The sequence below is a fragment of the Tengunoibacter tsumagoiensis genome (assembly GCF_003967535.1).
In the GTDB taxonomy this organism is placed as follows: Bacteria; Chloroflexota; Ktedonobacteria; order Ktedonobacterales; family Ktedonobacteraceae; genus Tengunoibacter; species Tengunoibacter tsumagoiensis.
Map to the genome: position 1 here is coordinate 4,210,705 of NZ_BIFR01000001.1, position 19,646 is coordinate 4,230,350.

Annotated in this window: 9 protein-coding genes; 2 read left to right on the forward strand and 7 right to left on the reverse strand. The window is 52.3% G+C overall.

From position 1 onward, the window contains the following. Window positions 1-61: 61 nt before the first annotated feature. On the forward strand, window positions 62-715 hold the full coding sequence (locus EL628_RS16570; protein ID WP_161975551.1) for an RNA polymerase sigma factor: 654 nt from the start codon (window positions 62-64) through the stop codon (window positions 713-715). Between the two features lie 167 nt (window positions 716-882). Here the strand turns inward: EL628_RS16570 and EL628_RS16575 are convergent, their stop codons facing one another. The 7 genes from EL628_RS16575 to EL628_RS16605 form a co-directional block, all read right to left on the reverse strand. Then, on the reverse strand, window positions 883-1,569 hold the full coding sequence (locus tag EL628_RS16575) for an MFS transporter (protein WP_126581031.1): 687 nt from the start codon (window positions 1,567-1,569) through the stop codon (window positions 883-885). Window positions 1,570-1,617: 48 nt separating this feature from the next. Beyond that, the gene (locus EL628_RS16580; protein ID WP_126581032.1) at window positions 1,618-4,632 is read right to left on the reverse strand and encodes a type I polyketide synthase; all 3,015 of its coding nucleotides are present in this window, start codon (window positions 4,630-4,632) and stop codon (window positions 1,618-1,620) included. Further along, window positions 4,629-6,374, reverse strand: a complete 1,746-nt coding sequence (locus EL628_RS16585; RefSeq protein ID WP_126581033.1) for a condensation domain-containing protein — start codon at window positions 6,372-6,374, stop codon at window positions 4,629-4,631. The genes EL628_RS16580 and EL628_RS16585 overlap by 4 nt, the downstream gene beginning before the upstream one ends. Then, entirely contained in the window at window positions 6,374-9,655 is a 3,282-nt protein-coding gene (locus EL628_RS16590) for a non-ribosomal peptide synthetase (protein WP_126581034.1), read from the reverse strand. The genes EL628_RS16585 and EL628_RS16590 overlap by 1 nt, the downstream gene beginning before the upstream one ends. An 18-nt stretch (window positions 9,656-9,673) precedes the next feature. Continuing rightward, a complete protein-coding gene (locus tag EL628_RS16595) occupies window positions 9,674-12,064 on the reverse strand; it encodes a lantibiotic dehydratase (protein ID WP_126581035.1) in 2,391 nt (796 codons plus the stop codon). Window positions 12,065-12,130: 66 nt separating this feature from the next. After that, window positions 12,131-13,462: an MFS transporter gene (locus EL628_RS16600; RefSeq protein WP_126581036.1), complete on the reverse strand. Its 1,332-nt coding sequence runs from the start codon at window positions 13,460-13,462 to the stop codon at window positions 12,131-12,133. A gap of 142 nt (window positions 13,463-13,604) precedes the next feature. Then, complete coding sequence (locus tag EL628_RS16605) at window positions 13,605-15,371, reverse strand: amino acid adenylation domain-containing protein (protein ID WP_126581037.1); 1,767 nt, start codon at window positions 15,369-15,371, stop codon at window positions 13,605-13,607. 782 nt (window positions 15,372-16,153) lie between these two features. On the opposite strand from EL628_RS16605, the gene EL628_RS16610 reads away from it, so the two are divergent. Next, window positions 16,154-19,642 carry a non-ribosomal peptide synthetase gene (locus EL628_RS16610; RefSeq protein ID WP_126581038.1) on the forward strand — a complete coding sequence of 1,163 codons (3,489 nt, stop codon included), beginning with the start codon at window positions 16,154-16,156 and terminating at the stop codon, window positions 19,640-19,642. The last annotated feature ends 4 nt before the right edge of the window (window positions 19,643-19,646 follow it).

A 19,646-nucleotide genomic window follows, 5' to 3' on the forward strand; every position in this document is an offset into this window, starting at 1 on the left:
AGTGTGAGAAGGCACGATGATCGCTATCAGTATGCCTTCAGTACATACAAAGGGAAAACATATGAAAAAACACGTTGACTATATCTCATCACCAGAATATATTGACTATCTGTTGATACAACAGGCAAACGAGGGCGATATGCTTGCTTTTCATCGTCTGGTTGACCGCTATCAGCATTCTCTCTATCGGTATGTAAGTACCTATAAAGGAATAGAAGATATTGATGACGTTCTGCAATTTGTCTGGCTTCAGTGCTATCGCTCTCTGCCACGTCTACAAGAAAAGCAATCGGCTGAGAAAAAGAGCCTCCCCGACTCTCTCAAATCCTGGTTGTTCCGCGTTGCGGCCAATCGTTGCATTGATGAGATACGCAAAAAGAAAAGACGGCGTGTCTATTTTTTCTCAGATTTAGAGCTCATCTCTGATGATGAGGATATCTCTATTCTTTCGAGGCTTGAGGATTCTGCACTACGACCAGAAGAATATGCAGAATTAAGAGATCAGCAACACTATATTTATCGCGCTCTGTGTAGATTACCAGAAAAGTACGGTACTATTATCTGGTTGCGTTATGCTGAAGCGCTCAGCTATGCCGAAATTGGCCTGCGTTTGCGTATGCCAACCAGTACTGTTAAAACATACTTCTATCGAGGATGCACCAGATTGCGGTCTATTCTTTCCTCTGCTTCTCCAGATTTTGGAGGTGCCGCCTGACGTTCCCATCAACAGGGAGACAGAACGATTGAGCCATGATGCTCTTTTTCTGTCTTCCTTTGTCATTTTATGATCCTAAAGAAAGAAATAAGGCAGGATTTTGTGCAAAACCTTGCCTTACTAAAAAGACGCTGAGCTGCTCCTCACCTGACTGAGACCATTTACAGTCAGCGTTGCGCACAAAGACGCTCTGGTCCTGATGAATATGAAAGAAGCCAATATAACCAGAATGTGAGCTCCTCTCTGAGTTCCACAGATGATATGTCATCATCCTGGGTCTGGGTACCTTGTGGAAGTACAACCATGAATAGACAGATTGCAGCTATGATAAAGGTGAGGCTATCAACGATGACAATACTTCCCATGCCAGCCAGAGCAAACAGGATACCACCAAGCAATGGTCCAACCAGGCGGGAAACCGAATCGCTCAATGAAAGCAGAGAATTCACGGCCAGTAATTCATTTTCTCTAGCGATTAAAGGCACAAAAGCACGCGTAGCTGGTGTCGATAGAACGGTGGCGATATTGAGCAGGATCGCGATACTATACAACAGCCAGAGATCTTTCACACTATGAACAAACAAGAGTCCATATAAAAGCAGGGCTTCGACCAGTACGCAGATAATCAAGATTTTGCGGCGATCCCAACGGTCAACAAAGACCCCGACAATAGGACCAAGGAGGATTTGTGGAAGCATCTCTATGATAAATGTGATACCAGATTGGAAGACAGAGCCCGTCAGTTGATAGACATAAAAAGGGAATGCCACGATAAAGATCCAGTCTCCCAACGAAGAGATGAACTGCCCGGTCCAATAGTATGCGATATTTCGTTGAGAAATGATACGCAGCATGTTGAATCTCCTTTTTCTCGTTAACTTCAACACCAGACTGGAGAGAGATCAATCTTTTCCTTCTTCACTCAGCAGTTCCTCGATGGCGATGGCTAACTCTGAGACTATTGGATGCTCAAAGATGAAACGCAGCGGGACCTCGACGTCCAGAATCTCGGTAAAGCGAGCTATCACAAGGCTCGCAACCAGAGAATCGCCTCCCAGGAGAAAAAAGTCAGTCTCCCGCTCGATCTGCAAGGCTCCAATTAACTCACTCCAGGTTGCAATGATGATCTCTTCGATGACGCTGATCCGAGAGGAGGCCAGATCTTCAGCCCTCTCTACTAATTGAGGTGACGGCGTGCTGGCAGGTTCTGGCAGAGACTCAGGAGGCTCTGCTGACGGGTGACCTTTTGGACCATACCAGAATGAACTGCGCTCAAATGGGTAGGTAGGAAGAGGCACTTTTCGCCAATGGGGATCAACAAGTGCATCCCAGTTGAGTAAGACGCCAGCAAGCCAGAGGTGCCCTACGGCCTCGAGCAGTACCAGATCTTCCGAACGTCTATCTTTTGGATGCGGCATACTTGCCACTACTGTGAAAGTCTGATCCTGCTTTGCCGTCTGCTGGTAACGACGCGCCAGACCACTGAGGCTGGCCCCAGGCCCAACTTCAAGCCAGGCCCCCGATGGAAGTGATTGTAAGACATGCAGACCCTGTATAAACTGGACAGGTTGTCGTAACTGGGCCCCCCAATAGGCTGGATCGGTAGCCTGACTTGCGGTAATCCAGGTGCCACTGACATTTGAAAGATAGGGGATCTGTGGCGCACGCAAGGCTATTCCTCGCAAGGCCGCTACAAACTCTGGAATAATCGGGTCCAGCAGAGCAGAGTGGAAGGCTCGCGTGACGCGCAATGGACGATAGGTGATACCATCTGCACTTAGCTGCTCCTGCCATGCGCTTACCAGTTCACGGGGACCGGTTACGACGGTAAGTTCTGCTCCATTCAAGGCGGCGATCTCTACCCCTGGTACAAGCCTGGCCCGCACAGCTTCCTCGGACAGAGCGACACTGATCATGGACCCGATGGGCATCTTTTGCATCAGTGCTCCACGATAGGCGATTATCTGTAAAGCCTCTTCACAGGTAAAGACACCTGCCAGACAGGCTGCAACGTATTCGCCCAGGCTATGCCCCAGCATGGCCTGAGGTTGGATGCCCCAGGATTGCCAGAGTTGGGCAAGGGCATAACTCAGTACAAACTGCACTGGTTGAGCAAAGGCCGTTTCCTGAAGAGATGCCTCTGCCTGCTGCTCTTGCCCTGGTTCTGGATAGAGGAGCGTACGAATATCAAGCTTCAGATAAGGGCGTAGCAGGTCGGCACAGGTATCAACTGTCTGCCGAAAGATCAGCTCTGTCCGATAGAGTCCAGCACTCAAGCCGACGGAGAGATTTCCCTGGCCTGGAAAGAGAAAGACAACCCCTTGATTCTGGCGATGTTGCTCGCCGCTGATCCAACGCTCTCCCCCCTCAAAAAGCTGCTGTCGATTTTGAGCAACCAGAAAACGGCGATGTGCCAACTCGCGCCTTCCCAGTTGCAAAGTAGCCGCAATATCAGCCAGCTCTTGATCAGGCCGAGCAACAAGATGGCTCATCAGGTTCGTTGTCATCTGCTCCAGCTCAGTGGCTGATTTCGCTGAGAGAAGCAGTAGTTGGGAGGCTGGCTGAGAAGATGGACGAGGCGGCAGCGCTGGAGACTCCTCCAGAATGACATGCGCATTGGTCCCGCCAATGCCAAAAGCACTTACCCCTGCCCGTCTGACGCTACTTGAGCGATCAACTGACCAGGGACGCAGCTGTGTATTGACATAGAATGGGCCAGTCTCTAGCTGACAGGCAGGATTTGGCTGCACAAAGTGCAGGCTGGGAGGTAGTTGACGGTGTTGAAGAGAAAGCACCGTTTTGATCAGTCCAGCAATGCCTGCGGCGGCATCAAGATGACCAATATTGGTCTTGAGTGAGCCCAGCGCACAAAAGCCTTTTGCGACGCTTCCACCTGAACGAAAGGCGTGTGTAAGTGCCTGGACCTCGATGGGATCGCCCACAGGTGTCCCTGTTCCATGCGCTTCGATATAGCTGATGCTATCAGGCTCTATATCTGCAAGGGCCTGGCTCTCTGCAATAACGGCTGCCTGCCCCTCGCTACTGGGAGCGGTGAAACCGACCTTACGGGCACCATCATTATTCATGGCCGAACCCTTGATGACTGCGCGGATACTATCCCTATCTGCTACTGCATCTGTCAGACGTTTAAGTACTACGATGCCGACGCCGCTGCCTGGAACCGTCCCCTGGGCTGCACTATCAAAGGCGCGGCAATGTCCATCGGGGGCTGCAATACCGCCCTCGCGGTAGGGATACCCTGCTTGAGGAAACTGGATCGAGACCCCACCAGCAAGGGCCATATCACATTCTCCATTTAAGAGGCTCTGACAGGCCATATGAACTGCGACCAGAGAGGTTGAACAGGCGCTTTGCACAACGACACTGGGGCCGCGCAGATTCAGCTTATAGGAGACCCGCAACGAGAGAAAATCTGGCGCATTGCCCATATCAGAAGAGAGGGTACCAATGCTTGCCGCAACTTCCGGGTCCTGGGCAGCCTGCCAGAGATAGGTGTTCATACTGGACCCGCCATAGACTCCGACTAAGCCAGTCATACGCTCAGGGTCATAGCCAGCATCCTCCAACGCGTGCCAGGCACACTCAAGAAAGAAGCGCTGCTGTGGATCAGTCATGGCCGCTTCACGAGGCGTATAGCCAAAGAAATTGGCCGCAAAGAGATCAGTATTGTCCAGAACGGCACGCCGCCTGACATAATTTGCTTTGTGAAATACAGTTGGACTGACCCCGCTGGCAAGGAGATCTGCATCTGTAAGATCTCGAATGCTCTCAATCCCATCGCGAATGTTCTGCCAGAACTGGTCAAGATCAGGTGCATCAGGAAACCGACCGGACATGCCAATGATTGCAATATCTGAACGAGATGCGTTGTGCTCTGTATTGGTGTACTCTGTCATGAACGAGCTCCTCGCTGGGCACGTTGGGCCTGACGGCGGGCTCGCTGCTGGCTTAACGCTTCATCTCGTGCTCGCCCTCGTTCGCGCTGCTGTAATAAGGCGGGCACCTCCGGAAATCCATGAATCAGAAAGTGGGCCATTGTCTGAACGGTAGGAGAGCGGAACAGGTCGGTCAAGGCAATCTGCACATGTAAGAGATCCTGAAGTTGTCGCTGAACCTGGATCATCAAGAGTGAATAGCCACCCAGATCAAAGAAATTATCTTGAACCTCCAACTCAGAGACCCCCAGCACCTGTTGCCAGATCTCGACCAGCATCTGCTCAAGGGTCCGTTGCAATGCGAGAGGGACTCCATTCTCCTCTGGCTGCTCTGTACGCTCGATAGGGGGCTCGGGTTGTACGCTTGAGGATATCTGGACAAGAGCAGGCAATGCGGCAAGTTGAACGTCGGGCTGAGCCAGAATCTGTTCTAACACCAACTGCATATGGTCGGCCAGACGCTGAATAGTTGGTGCCTCAAATAGATCTGTACTATAGATAAAGGTCGCGCTAAAGTGCTCTGGCGTGAGCTTCATGTTCATCGTCAGGTCAAACTTCGATGTATTATTATGCAGATCCAGCGTTTTTATGAGCAACCCCGGCAAACGAAGGGTCTCTTGATCACTCTGCTGGAGCGAGAACGCAATCTGGAAACAGGGAGAGGCACCAGGAATGCGAATAGGGTGGATGGCCTTGACCAGTTCTTCAAAGGGAAGCTCTTGATGCGCATATGTCTCCAGGGTCGTATCCCGTACCTGCTTCAATAGTTGACGCCAGGAGAGCTCAGGCTCGATCTTCGTACGCAACGGCAGCATATTTGTGAAGAGCCCAATCTGACCCTGCACCTCCGCTAGAGTACGATTGGCCAGTGGGCTTCCAACAATCAGATCGGTCTGCTCAGTAGATCGGAAAAGGGTCGCCTGAAATACTGCCAGAAGCGCCATAAATAGTGTGCATTGCTCAGATTGCGCTACGGCGATCAGACGTTCTGCCAGAAGATGCGGCAGTTCCAGGATATGAGTAGCTCCGTTCAGCGATGGTATCGATGGGCGAGGGTGATCCGAAGCCAGTGCGAGAAGTGGTGGAGCATCAGCCAGTGCTTGCTGCCAGTGATCGAGAAGCTTCTGACGAATGGGCCCCTGCAGACGCTCCCTCTGCCAGACGGCGAAATCAGCATAGTGGATCGGTAACGGTTGAAGAGTCTGAGGCTGCCCTTGATGGTAGGCTGTGTAGATCTCTGATAGTTCGCGGAGAAACACGTCCATGGACCAGCCATCGGAGATCAGGTGATGAAAGACACAGAGTAATTGATACTTCTCATCAGCAAGCTGCAAGAGCCAGACGCGGAGCAATGGGCCTGTAGCAAGGTCAAAGAGCCGCCGGGCCTCCTGAAGGGCAAACTGGTGCGCCGCAGCCAGAGGATCAGGTGTCTCTCTGAAGTCATGCTCCCCATACGGCAAAGGCAGGGACTCAGATACAATCTGAGCTACCTCTCCATCCTGGAACACAAAGGTGGTTCGTAAGCTCTCGTGGCGCTCAATGATGTCGCCCAGGGTACGAGCAAAGATCTCTTTATTCACAGGGCCGGTCAGGCTGAGCAGATACGGTATGTTATATGCGGCAGATTCTGGAGTTATCTGAATCGCTAACCACATCCCTTCTTGAGAGAGGGAAAGTGGAAAAGAGAGAGTATCTTCAGTCATCAGCGTCTTTCATCCTTTTTCTGTGTACGATAGCGACTGCGATTCAGGGGTTGAATAGTCTCCCTTTCCTCCCCTGAGTGGGTCTGTCTGTGCTCTGTAATCAAAGCAGCCATCTGGGCAATAGTTGGAGCATCAAAAAGACTGCGAATGGGCAGATGGACCTGAAATTTTTCATTCATGCTCACGATAGCCTGAGCCGCAAGCAATGAGTGTCCACCCAGAGTAAAGAAAGATTCATGGATATTTAGCGCCGTGTGACCAGCCGGGCGAGCCCGCCCAAGGATATGCAGCCAGATCTCCACCAATGCCAGTTCGATCGGTGTACGAGGTGCCTGCCCTTCAGCAACGGATGAAAAAACCATCGGTGGAGGAAGCGCTCGACGATCCACCTTGCCATTCAGTGTGAGAGGCAAAGCTTCAAGCACCATCAGACTTGTAGGCACCATCGAAGCAGGCAACTTCTGGCCGAGGAAGCGTCGTAGCTCTTCAGAAGTGAGCGTTTTCGCTGGAGCCGCCACAACATAAGCCACCAGTATGGCACCCTGTCCGCCAGGAACGCTCGAGGAGCCCGTGGCCTCAGGAGCAGCGTTGACCTCATACAAAAGCGCCAGGGCGGTTGCTACGTCTGGATGCTGCATCAAGGTCGCCTCAATCTCTCCCAACTCGATACGTTGGCCACGCAGCTTGATCTGCTGATCCCGTCGCCCTAAAAATTCAATCTGCCCATCGGATCGATAGCGGCCCAGGTCTCCGCTGCGATAGAGACGTGCTCCTGGTTGTGTGCTCCACGGATGCGGCACAAACCGTTCGGCGGTCAGGTCTGGACGGAACAGATACCCCCGCGCCAGACTCACTCCACCTATGAAGAGCTCCCCCACAGCCCCGATGGGCACTGGTTGACCAGAGTCATCCAACAGATAGGTCTCTGTATTATCAATCGGGCGGCCAATCGGCAGGGCCGGATCGGGCAAGGGATCAGGGAAGATCTGCGTCCAGGTCGCAACAACCGTCGTCTCTGTCAGACCATAATGGTTGTATAGATCGAAGGGAGCGCCTGCCTGAGGTGTCCTTGTTAAGCGATCTCCACCCACCATAACGGCACGCAGACTGCTCTTCTGCAGCCATGGCTCTTGCAGCACAGCCTCCCCCAACGGCGTTGGGAGAAAGGTCAGGGTGATAGAGTGAGCACTATACCATGCAACCAGCGCACGCGGATTCAGTACGGTCTCCTGATCAGGCAGATGAAGGCTCGCCCCTGCCGCCAGTGTCGGCCAGATCTCCCAGACGGAGGCATCAAAAGCAGGCGAGGCGAGATGCGTTGTGCAGTCACTCGCCTGTAAGGCATATGTGCGCTGATGCCAGGCGACCAGATTGGCCAGGCTGGCGTGCTGAATAGCGACTCCCTTTGGGCGACCGGTAGAGCCTGATGTATAGATCACGTAGGCCAGATTGGCAGAATCCAGCCGAACAGCGGGATTCTGCTCAGACCATGCCCCCAGCAGATCAGTGGTAAGGTCCAACGCAATCGTCTGAAAAGTCTGACCTGAAAAGAGAGGTAAGAGCTTGCTCGACGTGAGAAGGATCGTAACCTGAGCATCCTGTAATAAAGAGGTGAGCCGCTCTTCGGGAGCGTGAGGATCAAGAGGAACAAAGGCTCCTCCGGCCTTCAGCACCCCCAACTGCCCAACGATCAGTTCACAAGAGCGCTCCATACACAGACCTACACGAGCCTCTGGTCCCACTCCTCGTGAACCAAGGAGATGAGCCAGCTGGTTAGCCTTGCGATTCAGTTGGGCATAGGTAAGCCGGTATGCTCCCATCTCGATTGCAAGGGCCTCGGGAGTCTGAGCAGCAATCGCCTCGATCCGCTGATGAATACAGGTCTCCGCATCATAAGGGGATGCGGTAGCATTCCACTCAACCACCATCTGCTGCCGCTCCTCTGAGGTCAGTAAGGAGAGATCAGCCAGGAGCGCGTCTGGATTGGCAACCATCTGTGTCAGCAGATGACTGAAATGCCTGAGCAGACGTTCTATCATTGGTGCAGAAAAAACGCGTGGATCATAGACCAGCTTGGTGAGAATCTCTGGCTCAGCAAAACTATAGAGCGTCAGAGGATAACTGGGCTTGCGGAGTATCGTCACACGGCGCGAGAGCCAATCTTCGTCCCGGGCACTTAAGACGCTCTGTAAGGTGCGATGCTCAAAGACAAACAGACTGGTAAACAATGGCGTTCCTGGTGGAACCTGACTCCATTGGTGTACCTCCATCAGTGGAGCAAATTGATGCTGGCGTAAAGAGCGATGAGAGGCGCGAATTGTCTGAAGCCAGGGGAGCACTGAGGCTGAGGGTTGAACATCGATACGCATCGGCAGCGTATTTAAAAAGAAGCCAACCATCTCCTCTGCTCCTGCGACGGTATTATGTCTGCACGAGCGTATCTCTCCGAACAGAATATCTTCTCGACCACTATAACGCTGTAACAGTACAGCCCAGGCTCCCTGAAAAAGAGCATTCAGGGTTAACTCATGTGTGAGCGCAAACTGACGGAGCGCCTGACTCAGCTCCGGTGAAAGGATCAGATCGTGCTCGACATGGCTCATGCCAGCTGCCACGTCATACGGTTGGCCAGCCCCATGCCTGCCGTCTTCCGGCAGGGGAACAGATGCCTCAAAGCCTGCAAGCCATTTTTGCCAGAACACGTTATCGGCAGCCTGATCCTGCTGCTGCCACCAGGAGGCGTAGTCGTGATAGGGGATAGCTGGCGGCAGAGTGCTTACAACGCCGGTCACGGCTGCGCGATAGGACGTAAAGACCTCGTCTAGCACAATCGGCAGAGAGCGCCCATCCAGGATGGCATGATGGAAGGTCAAGATGCACCAGTAAAGCTGAGCAGCACGTTTGATCAGGGCCACCCTCCATAGCGGAGGAGTCCAGGGGATGAATGCACGCTGACGATCCTGGCGCAGGTAGCCTTCCAGGCGCTCCTGACACTCTGCATCAGTACCATCCGACCAATCTTCTTCAGTAAACGAAACGGTCACATCCGGAAAGATCTCTTGCATCGGTTGAGCCGTCTCTTCCCAACGAAAGGCGGTTCGCAACGTCTCATGTCTGGCACTAATCAACTGCCAGGCGTGCAGGAAGTGCTGCGCCTGTATAGCTTCTGGGAGGTCACAGATCACCTGGATCACATCCACACCTGGCTCATGAGAAACAAGGCTATTAAAGAGCAGGCCATTCTGTAAAGGGGTGCTCAGATAGGTTGCTGTCTTCTGCATGAATGTCTGCTACCTTTCTCAACAGACGTGTTGATCGACCGCTACAAAACGCAGTTCGCTCGTGTATGGTTGTTGTTGTTGATCTATCAACCAGGTTTCATGCAGATCTGGGAGCATCTCACTGACTGTAATGGTCTCCTTGCTATCGGCGGCCCGGCGCACTGCATGGGCAAAGATATCGACAGAGACAAGGCTCTCAAAATCAACATAGAATGGCTTGGTTTCGCCAGGGGTCTTCAAAAAGAGATGACGTGGGAGCTGATGAGTGTGCAGCCAGCGGCGAGCGGCCAGAAAACGCTCAGATTCAGAAGAGAGGGCCGCGAACGCGATCTCCTCAGCTGCAAAACACCAGGTTTCACGCAGGACCACAAGGCGATCAAAGCTGATCCGCGGTGTATGCATGGCCTGCGGTAACAGAGAGAAATGCTGCAATATCTGTAGCATAATCAAGTCACCTAAGAGCTCAATGAGCGTCCAATGGTGCGCACGATCACGCGTGTACACGACAAGACCAGTATCCGACCGTTCAATCTCCAGGAGACCAATAGGTAAGGCCTGCTCCACTGGAACCTCGCATGAATCCCCAGCAAAGATCAGCCGCCAATCCTTAGAGCGCACAAAGCCATTCCCCATCCGCGCGCTGATGCCTCTCGCCTCTCTTGAGAAGATGGGCAAAACCAGCGACTGAGGACAGTCCACTTCGATGGCACGATAGAGCTCATCGGCTGCCGGATGCTGCTCAATCAATGTCGCAATACGCTGAGTATTCCCGGCTGGATGAAGCTCGCCCAGGATATAGGAATACTCTCCCTGACGCAATCGTTCAAGAGAGGGAGCAGCAATCATAATGTCAGGGCTATGGTACTGGGCCGCACGCCAGCCTGGTCCGGGAGCGGCAAAGGTCTCTAAGACAGACTGCCGCAGTTCCGCCACCTGGTAGCTCATATGACGCTGCTCCAATGAGGGTTTCAGCAGTTCCTGCCAGCGCTGTTGAAAGCGGTGACACAATGTTTTGAGGAGCGGATGCTTGCGATCAAATAAAAGTGCGTTGGCATAGGGCCAGAAATCACCAAATGCGATCCGGGTAGACTGCTTCTGGGTAGTGAGCTCCTCATAGATCGTTTGAAAGGCATCCTGATAAAGAGTCGAAGCCTCATACGTAAACCAGCGAGCTGAGGTGAGAAGGAGAGAGAGCGGTGCTCCTAACGTACTGGCAAGTTCCGGGCCCAGCTTTACGTCCACGTCTCGTTGGCAATCTTCGTAGACCAGCGTGCGACCAGCATACATCGAGCCTGCAAGCCGTGTCGCATCCCGACCAGTCAGACGGCTAAAGGTCTCCTCAAGATTGGTCATTGCCCGGTCGAGACGCTCAACATCACCTCTGGCCTCTACCAGCTCATCTCTCTTTTTCTCTAACTCGTCCAACGCCTCGAGGGCTGACGTACGTAGACTGCTCTCTCCAATCGACGCCAGCCGCGAGCGCAAACGCTGCTCTGGATGCAGACCCTCAACTGAAATTTCCAGGGTCCAGGCGATATAATGCTTGCTCCGAAGATGACGTAAGATGGCATAGACATCGGCCTCACTCATCGCTCCTGGAACGGCCCGATGCACGATATTCTGAGCAATCTGCTGAGCTGAGCTCACACCATCACAGGCAGCCAGGACTACTGCCTGCGCGGGCTCCAATTCGATTGCTGACGCCAGAGCTCGATGCAGCTTCGTCCCGACAAGCCATAAATGCGGAAAGAGCCGCGGGACCAGCCAGGGCTCAAACGCTTGATCCCTGGCCAGGTGTTCTGCCAGAGCATCAATACACCAGCCCTCAAAATACGTCGTGCGTTTCGCCAGCAATGTGGGCCCTGGCTGCACTGTCAGCGCAGGGCCATCATCCATGCAACGCGCCCAGCCCGCTGGACCAAAGAAGCTAATGGTATCGTTTTTTGTACAGTAACGCTGGATATAGCGTGTAACTAAGGCCTCTTTCTTCCGATACTTTCCCGAGCGCGCCATCTGCTCCGGTGGCACAGCCAGCAGAACATCGACTCCTGAGTGCAATACCTGACGATTCTGCCAGATGAGCGCTTCCCGAAAAGCCGGAGCGCGACCAATGTCATGTAAGGCCCGAAGAGTCTGCATCCTTGCCTCTTGATGAACCTTCTCAAACGTTGTCCGGCTGGCCGCCAGTTCATCTGCTGTGATCTGCGGCTGACGCTCTAAGGAAAGATATTCCTCTGCCGCTTCCACACAGGTTGAAGCTACAAGCGGACGAAGAATAGCATGTGAGAAACCAGCACTACGCAGTGCAACCCAGCGCCAGATAGCCCATTCACCACCATCCAGGAGCATCAAGTGCGGCGGTAGCGCAGCGAGATCCCTGGCATCTGTCTGTCTATTGCCATCTTGCATCGTATTTATTCTTTCTCTGCTCTCTTGTCTTCATCTCCCACTTCTCTGAGCACAGCACCAATCCGATCAGGCTTTGGTCGCAGCTGGCAGCTCTTGCTCTACGCCTGGAGCAGGGATATCTTGTTCCAGGTTGCGCACACGTGGGCTAAGGTAGCCGACGATGCCACCAATAATGGGCAACAGGCCGATGAGGAGCAAAATGAAGGCCATACCACGTCCAGATCCAACACCAATCACGCTCCCAAGGCTGTCAGCAAGGGCTCCATGCGCGCTCAGCAGTGGCTCGAAGACGTGATCAGCCAGTGGACCAGCGGTAAGATAGGCCAGTGGAACAGTTGACCACCCAAGGAGCCGCAGTGAAGAGAAGGCTCGCCCCTGGAGCTCTCCTGGCACTTTCGTCTGCCAGATCGTCATATTGGACCCATTCACAATCGGAATACAGAAACAGAGCAGGAAATTTGCAATTGCGATAGTAATCACAGAGGCATGGATACCTACCAGAGAGACAAAGATGCCAAAGAGAATACCAAAGGCCAGCACACCATGAATGCGTGGCTTCGGACCTCCCCAGATGGTCATGAGAATCGATCCACCGAGCAAACCTGCCCCACCGACAGCCGAGACCAGCCCGAGCGCCTGCGTATCGGCAAAGCTGAGAACGATAGGGGTAATCAACGCGCTGCAATATGAGACGCTAATGTTGGCAACCCCAAAGAAGGCAAGCAAACCCAGTAGACCTGGCTTCGCAGTGATGTAACTGAGACCAGCCATGGCATCCTTTACAATCGGCTGACGCTTTTTGCCCGTAGCCTCCGGCTGAGGAATAGCAATGAACAGGAGCGTTCCGACCGCCACCAGAAAGGTAATGCCATCAATCAGAGCAATACCCGATAAATGAATCGTTACGACAAGCACACCTGCTAAGAGTGGGGCGAGGGTCTGGGAGATGGAGTTCGCAAACTGTACCATGCCATTGGCACGCCCTAACTGCTCTTTAGGCACCAGCATCGGAACAGAGGCGGCATAGGGTGGAAACAGGGTGGCGTTGCAGATAGCAAAGAGGATCGAGATGAGATAGATCAGCCAGACCTGGAGAGCATTGGTCTGGACCAGCAGGATAAGCAGGCCCGTTGTCAGCACGCCCCCAATATTGCTTGCAATCATAATGTTACGCCGGTTGTAACGATCTGCTATCACCCCTGAGAGAGGAGTAATCACAATCTGCGGGAGAAACACAAACAAATAGAGTAGTGCAAATTGTGTTACTGAGTGCGTCTGTTCATAGAGATAAACACCCAATGCAAACCCACTCATCCCAGATCCTAGTAACGAGATCATCTGCCCAACCCAGATTGTCACAAAGACAGCCGGGCGGTATGTATTTTCGGTCTGCTCCACAAAATATCTCCTCAGGGGGTAGTACTGTTCAATCTTTGTGCAAGATGAACATTGGATAAATAAGTACTATTTGAATAAATAATGCATACTCTGTCCGGGCCCGCTGTGACTGATCAGGGTACTCCCATCTGCAACCACATCTTCATGATGTCGTCTCATGACTGGTCTGATGTACAGTCGCCGGTTGAGGTACTGGTCGCTTGCCGATAGGGGCAACTGGGAGTGCACGTCGATCGATCTTCCCATTTGAGAGCAATGGCCAGGCCTCAAGATAGATAAAGAGGGATGGAATCATATACTCGGGAAGCTTCAAGCTCAAAAACGCTCGCAGTTCTTTCGGCGCGGGCCTCTGCTCTGTTGTTGCGATCAGATAGGCAACGAGGCGTTGATCATTCACGTTGAAGGTCTGGACCTGCACAAGGCAGGCACGAAGGTCTGGATGCTGTTCAAGAGCGAACTCGATCTCACCCAATTCAATACGCTGACCTCGAAGCTTCACCTGATAGTCGAGCCGGCCTAAAAATTCAAAGCTGCCGTCTGGCAACTCTCGGGCAAGATCCCCTGTCAGGTAGAGACGAGCTCCTGGCTCTGGACTGCAAGGATGAGGTCGAAACCGCTCAGCCGTCAGGTCCGGTCGCCGATGATAGCCTCGTGCCAGAGCCATACCGCCAATACCCAGCTCTCCTGGAGTGCCAGCAGGAACAGGGCATCCATGTTCATCAAGCAGGACAATTGCTGTATTCGAGATAGGGTGACCAATGGGGACGGTACTCAAGGCACTGTCACGAAGACAGGTCCAGGCCGTAACCTCAATCGCAGCTTCGGTTGGACCGTAGAGATTAAAGAGCTCAACTTCCAGGCGCTCCAAACAGCGCTGCTGCAATCCTACTGAGAGCGCCTCTCCGCTGCAAAAGAGATAGCGAAGGGAGGTGCATTGTGTCAGATCTGGTTCCTCTAAAAAGATATGCAACATGGAGGGCACAAAGTGTGCAACGGTAATCTCTTGCTCTTGAATCAAAGATGCGAGATAGGCACTATCTCGATGCCCCTCTGGATGTGCCAGAACTAATGTTGCCCCATTATGTAAGGGCCAGAACATCTCCCAGACTGAGACATCAAAACTATATGGCGTCTTCTGAAGTACCCGGTCATCAGGTCGCAAGCGATAACGATCCTGCATCCAGAAGAGGCGATTATACAGCCCCTGGTGCGTATTAATCACGCCTTTCGGTTGGCCAGTTGACCCGGAAGTATAGAGAAGATTGACTGCCTGCAAGGAGTCTCTCTGCCAGGAACGGAGCGATAGCGGATGGGCAAGCTCTTCAGATAACTCTTCAAATACGAGAAGCCGTCCTGCATAATCGCTGGGAAGTCTGGCCTGCAAATGGGATCGGGTAATCAGAATAGAAGCTGTACAATCACTGAGCATAAATGCCAGTCGCGCCTGTGGAGCCGTCGGATCGAGCGGCACATATGCGCCGCCTGCCTTAAGCACTGCCAGTATGGCGATGACCGTCTCCAGTGAGCGCTCCAGATAAAGTGCAACACATACCTCTGGACGAACCCCAACAGCCTGCAATAGATAGGCCAGATGGGTCGCCCGCTCATTCAAAGCTGCATAGGTCAACGAGTGCTCCCCAAAGACTAAGGCGATGGCATCAGGGCGTTGAATAACCTGCTCCTCAAACAAAGAATGGAAAGGAGGAATAATGGCATAGGGGCGCCGGGTCGCGAACCATGAAGCAAACAGTCGTTGTTGTTCATCTGAAGGCAAGATTTGTGTCGAAAGGTGTCTTGATTGATCCTGTTCCTGGGATAAGGATGGGGCCATAGATAGGGGATCATCACCAGTTGCCAGGTATTGCTCATTCGCCTGTGTATGGGCTGCTCCATCAGGCTGAAAGTCCAAGATCGTACTCCTTTACTGATCCCACACTGTTCTTCCAAGGGTGACTCTGACAAGAGCTACACCTTGTTACGGCTCTGAACGTTGCCCGTTCAAAGACTTTTTATGTAAAAAAATGCTATCTCTCTTTACTGAAATTTGAGACCGTAGAAAATAAGAAATTCCCAATGACTATTTTCTTCTTAATTGTGAATGCTCTCTTCGTAAGCTTCATTCGCAGATAGTATAGCTACATTATTCTCTTTTTGTCAAGATAATTGAAGCGCTATTGTAGAAATACTTTTGCACGTCAGAAAGAATTAAAAGTGATAGGAGAGCTTTGAAAGGTTATGATAGTACCAATTCTGAATGAAATTGTTATGTAATTCTGAAAAAAACACAAAGATCAGGACAGTCTTGATAGTAGTAGGACCATAAATTATGGTTAATTGGTACAAGACTATTCGTCAATTACAGCCATTGTAAATAAGTATATTACTATGTTATAGTTTATGAGTGCGATAGTACTATTAAGCAAGCAGTTAAAGTATACAAAGATAAGAAAAGTTCGCGAGAGAAGATCCGCTGTTGCGAAAGGAGTTAAGTCAGGGGGGCTTGCATAAATAGCAGGTCCACACCTGACCAGTCTCAATCTTGAAACACTGGCTCCGTTCGAGCAAGGTGGATCTGCACCTAAAGTATCTGCGTCGGGGACATCGTGCAGACGGCTATAGTTATGTGCACCTGCGGGTGCCTTTCATTCCTCCCATAACCTGAAGGGATATGGGTCCTCTGAAAGGATTTTTATGGATCAACTCGATCCCTCACAACTTCGTCAACGCCTCTCGCTGCTTAAGCTGGATCAGACTGAGCAGCGGTCACAGCGCTCCCCACGTACAGAGATTGTCAAACATGCACCACGACAAGAGGTTGCTCTCGCACCTTCGCAGGAACGTCTCTGGTTTTTAGACCAGCTGGTACCACAGTCTACTGCCTATCATTTGCCTCTGCTTTTACGCCTTACCGGACCGCTAAATGAAGATGCTCTCGAGCGGGCACTGCAAGAGGTTGTCCAGCGTCACGAGGCTCTCCGAACTCATTTTCTTTTGCGTGCTGACGGACGACCAGCGCAGGTTATTGTCCCCGAACTTGTCCTTTCCCTGGCCAGACGTGATGTATCAACGCTCCCTGAACCAGAGCGCATCCCTACGCTTCGCACCTGTCTGGAGCAAGAGCTCCTGCGCCCTTTCAATCTTGAACAATTGCCACTCATCCATGCGACGCTCTTTACGGTGGGAGAGAGAGAGCATCAGCTCTTTCTTGTGTTACACCATATTATTGCTGATGCCTGGTCGTTACGCGTTTTGATTCAGGAGCTCAGTACTCTTTATCAGGCATATAACGCTGGCAAGACCTCCCCATTCACTGAACCCCCTTTCCAATTGGGCGATTATGTCTCCTGGCTGCAAGATACAGCAAGCGAACAAGAGCAACATCTCGCATACTGGCAAGAGCAGTTGACCCCGCCTCCTACGGTGCTTCAATTGCCTTTTGATCGCGCCAGACCAGCGGTACAGGGGTATAAAAGCGCCTGGATCACCCGCCGTCTGCCTGCATCTCTGCTTGATTCCTTAAAGAAACTGGCTCAAAAAGAGCGCATTACTCCCTATATGCTCTTTTTAGCGGTCTATGCAGTCCTTCTGTCACGGTATAGCAATGAAAAAACGCTCTTCATCGGAACTCCTATTGCTCAGCGCAATCGATCCGGTCTTGAACAGATTATTGGTTTTGTGGCGAATACGCTGGTCTTGCGGGCGGATCTTTCAGGTGATCCTTCCTTTCGCACCTTCCTTGGGCGCATTCGTGAGATGGCGCTACAATCATTCGCGCATGCCGATGCACCATTCGACAAGGTGGTCGAGCGGGTACAGCCAACCCGTGACCCCAGTTACTCGCCTTTATTTCAGGTCATGTTCCTCTTCCAGAACATTGTCCAGTTGCCTATCCAGGCGGGAGAGCTCCTGATTGAGGTCGAAGGCGTTGAAGAGAATGGGGCTCAGTTTGACCTGACGCTGGCTGTTTCTAACGATCTCTGCCGTTTCCAATATAATACCGATCTGTTCGATTCCTCCACTATCACACGCCTGGCAACGCACTTTGAAGGGCTCCTTCAGAGCGTTGTTGACAACCCTGACCATCGCCTTACTGCACTACCCTTCTTGACTGCAGAAGAGCGCTATCAATTGCTCGTGGCGTGGAACACGGAGCCCACTCCTCCATCAACTCTCCCCTGGCCCGGCTCTGAACAATCATCAGAACACTGTCTCCACACATTATTTGAGCGGCAGGTCGAGCGCACACCGACAGCGGTGGCTGCAACGTTTGAACATCGCTCTCTCACCTATCAAGAGCTCAATCAGAAAGCCAATCAGCTGGCGCATTTTTTGATCAGGCTGGGGATTGGACCAGAAGATCTGGTCGGGCTGGCAATGGAACGATCGCTCGAGCTGCTTGTGGGGCTGTTTGGCATCCTGAAGGCTGGAGCAGCCTATCTACCGCTAGATCCCCTCTACCCTCAAGAACGGCTGGCTTTCCTCATTCAGGAGAGCCAGCTCTCTCTTCTGCTGACGCAACCACAGGTGCTTCCATGGCTCTCTGAATACAATGTGAATGTGATTCGCTTAGACCCACACGAGGAGCGCTTTGCGACCGAATGTATCGACAATCCACCAACCCGGACCGGGCCAGATAATGCGGTGTATGTCATCTTTACATCAGGGTCCACTGGTCTCCCCAAAGGGATCGTGGTACGACATGGAGCACTCGTCAATCATGCGCTTGCGATGGTCCAGGCAATCGAGCTTGCACCAGCAGAGCGTTTCCTGCAATTTGCCTCCATCAGCTTTGATGCTTCGGCGGTACAGCTCTTTCCAACGCTGATTAGCGGAGCAACGCTGGTCTTGCATCGAGCGCCCAATGAATTATCTAACTATGAACTCTGGCGCCTCTGCCAGGAGCAACAGGTGAGTGTCCTGGATGTGCCAACTGCCTTCTGGCATCAATGGATCGAAGATATCACAACGAGCAACCTCTCGCTGCCCTCTTCTTTGCGCGTCTTCATGACAGGGGGAGAGATGGCTGCGATTGATAAAGTACAGACCTGGGCACAGGCTACCAGACGCCCGGCAACCTTTATCAGTTCGTATGGTCCAACGGAGGCGACCATCACAGCAACGATCTTTACCACGACAAACGCTGGGGAGGAGCTGGCACACAGGCTGGTTGTTCCACTTGGTCGTCCTATCGCCAATGTCCAGATCTATCTTCTCAATGACTCCATGCACCCAGTTCCAGTCGGGGTGATCGGGGAGATCTTTATCGGTGGGGCAGGTCTGGCACGTGGCTATCTCCATCATCCTGCGCTGACTGCTGAACAGTTTGTGCCTCATCCCTTCAGCACTGAGCCAGGGGCACGCCTCTATAAAACGGGCGATCTGGCACGCTATCTACCGGATGGTACAATCGAATTTCAGGGACGGCGCGACCATCAGGTGAAAATTCGTGGCTTCCGCATTGAGCTCGGCGAGATTGAGGCGATCCTGCGTCAGCACTGGACTGTACAAGAAGCTATCGTCCTGGCACGTAAGGAGACGCAGGGAGAGACGCGCCTCATCGCTTATATTGTCCCGAAAGCCCATGATCAGGAGATGATCAAACAGCTTCGGGAGAAAGAGCCGTCGCTTGAAGGTCTTGATGGAGCAACAGAGCTATCGCTCGAAGAGCTCCAGCGATATCTGCTTCCATTGCTGCGCCGCTTCCTCAAAGAACGTCTTCCCAATTATATGCTCCCAACTGCATTCGTCTTCCTGGATAGATTCCCACTCACGCCAAATAGCAAGGTGGATCAGCGAGCCCTCCCCCATCCTGAAGTACAGACGAATTCTACCGACACCTATGTGGCCCCGCGAACTGCTGTTGAAGAGCTGCTCTTGAAAATCTGGACACAGCTTCTCGGAGGCACACAGGCTGGCATTCATGATAGTTTTTTTGAACATGGTGGACATTCACTTCTGGCAACACAGGTCATCTCTCAGGTCCGCCGGATGTTTAAAATAGAGGTCCCGCTCCACACACTTTTTAATGCACCTACCGTTGCTGACTTTGCCGAAGCACTGACTACCTTTGAGACGCAGCCCGGCCAGCTTCTCGCCATTGCCAGACGCCGCAAGCAGCTCGATAGTATGTCGCCCGCTGAGATTCGTGCTCGCCTTCAAGAAAAACAAAGGAAAGGATAATCCG

Coding starts and splice junctions, on each gene's coding strand:
- EL628_RS16570 (WP_161975551.1), top strand. CDS start 62: ATGAAAAAACACGTTGACTATATCTCATCACCAGAATATATTGACTAT.
- EL628_RS16575 (WP_126581031.1), bottom strand. CDS start 1,569: ATGCTGCGTATCATTTCTCAACGAAATATCGCATACTATTGGACCGGG.
- EL628_RS16580 (WP_126581032.1), bottom strand. CDS start 4,632: ATGACAGAGTACACCAATACAGAGCACAACGCATCTCGTTCAGATATT.
- EL628_RS16585 (WP_126581033.1), bottom strand. CDS start 6,374: ATGACTGAAGATACTCTCTCTTTTCCACTTTCCCTCTCTCAAGAAGGG.
- EL628_RS16590 (WP_126581034.1), bottom strand. CDS start 9,655: ATGCAGAAGACAGCAACCTATCTGAGCACCCCTTTACAGAATGGCCTG.
- EL628_RS16595 (WP_126581035.1), bottom strand. CDS start 12,064: ATGCAAGATGGCAATAGACAGACAGATGCCAGGGATCTCGCTGCGCTA.
- EL628_RS16610 (WP_126581038.1), top strand. CDS start 16,154: ATGGATCAACTCGATCCCTCACAACTTCGTCAACGCCTCTCGCTGCTT.